Consider the following 3,055-nt stretch of genomic DNA (forward strand, 5'->3'; position numbering starts at 1 on the left):
GCACATTCAGCGCGGCGGTCGCGGTGCGTTCGTACCAGCGACCGTAAGAGGCACCGATGCCGGTGCGGTGCAGCTGAAAGCCGATGCGGATCGGTTCGGACGACTGGGCCTGCGCGAAGCGTGCGCCAAGGCCGGTGGTCAGAAGCGTACCAGCCCCGGCCATGCCCGCCAGAACCGCGCGACGGGTCGGATTCGGTGTGATCAGTTTGTTTGTCATCAAACATCTCCGCTGTTGAAACGACGCGTTTTTCCAATTGTGAGCCGCGTCTTTGCCAATCTTGCAAGCAACGGAACACGGACTCTGCCTGCAATGCAAATGCTTTCTCACCCGGCAGTGGGGGCGGATAACAGCCAGAGCCCGAAAACCGTGTAGGCGATCATCAGAAGCGTCATCGGCAGATGTGCCCGGAACCCTCCCGCTTCGGGTAGCCGTTCGGTCAGTTTCAGGTTGAGGATCACGGCCAGCAGATGGGCGCCAAGGATGATCGCGAATTGCGCTGTCCAGATCGCCAGAACGCCGCGATGGGTGGTCAGGAACCCGAAGGATACCCAATGGTCGGGCAGCCCGAGAAGCTGCCAGCCGCGGCCGAGCGGATCATTGAGTGCGTTGATGGCATATTGGCCATTGGTCAGAAGCGCGATCAGGTAATGGGCGACATGATAGCCCGCCGCGATCGGCAGGAATGAAAGCATCACCGGGCCCGCCGCCTGTCTGAACGCGCCCTTGGGCAGTCCGGCCCGGATCGCACAAAGAATGAGGGTCGCGCTCAGGCCCCAGAAGGCGATAAGCGCGGCCGAGTTGACGCCCTGGACTGCTGATCGGCCCGGGAATTCCAGAGGGTTGATGCCCAGAAGGGCCAGCCACCAGAAGGTCTCGGTCAGCCCGTCGAAACTGACCGAGGCAAGGACCAGAGTGATAAAGGCGATGGCCGAAGGCGTCAGCGGCGCGAGGCGCAACACCTGCGCGCCGGGAAGACCCGCCATGACCCGGAGCCGCGTGCCCTCTCGTTCGGCCCAGAAGGGTGCGATGCGGGAAATCATCGCGAAATAGACGGTCAGGAACTCGCCCCTATCCAGCCAATCCTCGCCCTCAAGCACGGCCAGCACGAGGATCAGAAGGTAATAGCCCGCCACGACGCAGGCCAGCACGAAAGGATCGGCCGGAGAGAGAGAGACAATCTCGAACCATGCGAAGCCAAGATAGCCTGCGACGGCGGGCCAGTGGCCGAGGCGGGCCAGTCCGATATTGCCCCTGCGCCCGATCATATTGCGGAGAGTGCGGACGGGGCCGGTCCAGGGTTCAACATCGCGCCAAAGATTGCCGAAAAGGACAGAAGCCAGCGTGAGGCCGACCCAGAGCACCGTCCAGACGGTCAGCGGCAGGAGGTTCGTCAAGGGGTCGCGGGTACCCCAGATGCCGGACGCGATGAGCACCCAGAAGGCAAGGGCCACAATCCAGCCTGACACGGGCCGGCTCAGAATTGCGGGCCGTTCGAAAAGCTGCCGCACGCCGAAGGCAGGCAGCCGTCCGGCCATCAGCCCGGCCAGTGCCGTCAGCGCCACGGCAAGCCCCGCGCCCAGCATGTACCAGCCCGTGGGCAGGGTCAGGATCACCATCCGTTCAGAGGCATGGGCGAAGGCCGCGCCGGGTAGCAGCGCGAGGCAGATGGCGAGCCGCCGCATCAGCGCAGGCCGTCCTCGCCCTTGATCTCATGCGCCTCAAGCCCACCCATCCGCGAATGGACGCGGGGGCCTTTGGCCATGCAGAGGGCAAAGACGATCTCATCCGGTTTCGGCCCGTCTGGGACCATCACGGTCATTGTATCGAAATGGCTGCGCACATAGGCCGCGTTGATATGGGCGAGCGGCAGGTCGAGCGTGGTGCCCGCCGTGCCGACTTTCTTGGCCGAGGGCACGATGGCCTTCGATTCCCCCAGAAGCGTCCGCATCCCGTAGCCGCCCGGCGCATGCCAGAGCGCGCCGTGTTCCAACTCGCCGTTGATGCCGACGAGCGCGCCCTTGCCATAGGAGTCGATGCCCTCAGATCCGCCAAAAGCTGCGATCAGCTTTTTGCCCATCATCAGTGCCAGCGGCTTCAGATCCTCCATCGCGGGCTGAAGGTCCTCGACGTAACGCCCGGCAAAGGGGTTGGCGACCACGGCCAGAACCGCTGCCCTCTGGCGCGGCAAAGCGATATCTGCGCCGCCGTCATGGTGGATGTCGTCCTGGACGAGGATCAGTTTGCGCAGGCGAAAGGTCACAGTGGTGGTTTCCTTCTCAATGGGCAGGGCGAAAGTGGCGCAATCCTGCCCGCGCCGCAACCTCCCGTCAGACAAGCGGATAGTGGGCGAGCGGGTCATGGACCGCACCGTCAGGGCGAAGGGTGGACCGGAAGAGCGTGAAGGATGTGACCGGAAAGGCCGGGATCGACATGCCGCCATGGGTGGCAAGGAAGCCCGCCAGAAGCTGCATCTCATCGGGTGTGGCGGTCGCGGGCAGGCGCGCCAGCGTGACATGCGGCACGAACCGTTCGCGCGGCAGCATCAGGCCCGCGCCGTGCAACCGGCTGCGGATGGTCCGGTGCAGATCCATCAGCGCAGGGTCAGGCCGGGCGCCGATATGAACCACTTTCGGCACCCGCCCCCCGAACGTGTCAAAGCCATGAAGCTGCAGGTCGAACCGGCGGGTGTGAACCGTCTCCATCGCCTCATGCGCCGCCTCAATGACCGCCTCGGGCTCATCCCCCAGAAAGGCAAGCGTCAGGTGCATGTTGTCCGCTGGTACGTGGCGGCCGACGGGCAGTTTTGAGACGAGCGCCGAGAGGGTCTCGGTCACATGATCGGGCAAAGAAAGGGCAAGGAAAGCGCGCATGGGACCCTGGATAAAGCAATGGCTCAGTCAATCATATGACAGCTCTGGTTGTGTAGTGCTTTGTTCAGAGATTGGAACTGAAACCGCGTTACGATCTTCGCCACGAGTGTAACGCTAGCCGGGCGGGTGCCTGGCCGTGGGGTGGCGCAGCGACCATTATTCAGGGTGCTTTATGGCAGCAAAG

At 63.7% G+C, this 3,055-nt stretch carries 3 protein-coding genes and 1 pseudogene; all 4 read right to left on the reverse strand.

Annotated elements, in window-relative coordinates:
- Nucleotides 1-217: pseudogene (locus WBB85_RS14795) on the reverse strand (ABC transporter substrate-binding protein); the annotation flags it as partial.
- Between the two features lie 107 nt (nucleotides 218-324).
- A complete protein-coding gene (locus WBB85_RS14800; protein ID WP_432639371.1) occupies nucleotides 325-1,683 on the reverse strand; it encodes a hypothetical protein in 1,359 nt (452 codons plus the stop codon).
- On the reverse strand, nucleotides 1,683-2,360 hold the full coding sequence (locus tag WBB85_RS14805; protein ID WP_432639372.1) for an amino acid synthesis family protein: 678 nt from the start codon (nucleotides 2,358-2,360) through the stop codon (nucleotides 1,683-1,685). The genes WBB85_RS14800 and WBB85_RS14805 overlap by 1 nt, the downstream gene beginning before the upstream one ends.
- Complete coding sequence (gene thpR / locus WBB85_RS14810) at nucleotides 2,329-2,871, reverse strand: RNA 2',3'-cyclic phosphodiesterase (protein WP_432639373.1); 543 nt, start codon at nucleotides 2,869-2,871, stop codon at nucleotides 2,329-2,331. Before thpR ends, WBB85_RS14805 begins: the two co-directional genes overlap by 32 nt.
- Nucleotides 2,872-3,055: the final 184 nt, after the last annotated feature.

Source organism: Albidovulum sp. (genome assembly GCF_049646345.1).
GTDB lineage: Bacteria > Pseudomonadota > Alphaproteobacteria > Rhodobacterales > Rhodobacteraceae > Albidovulum.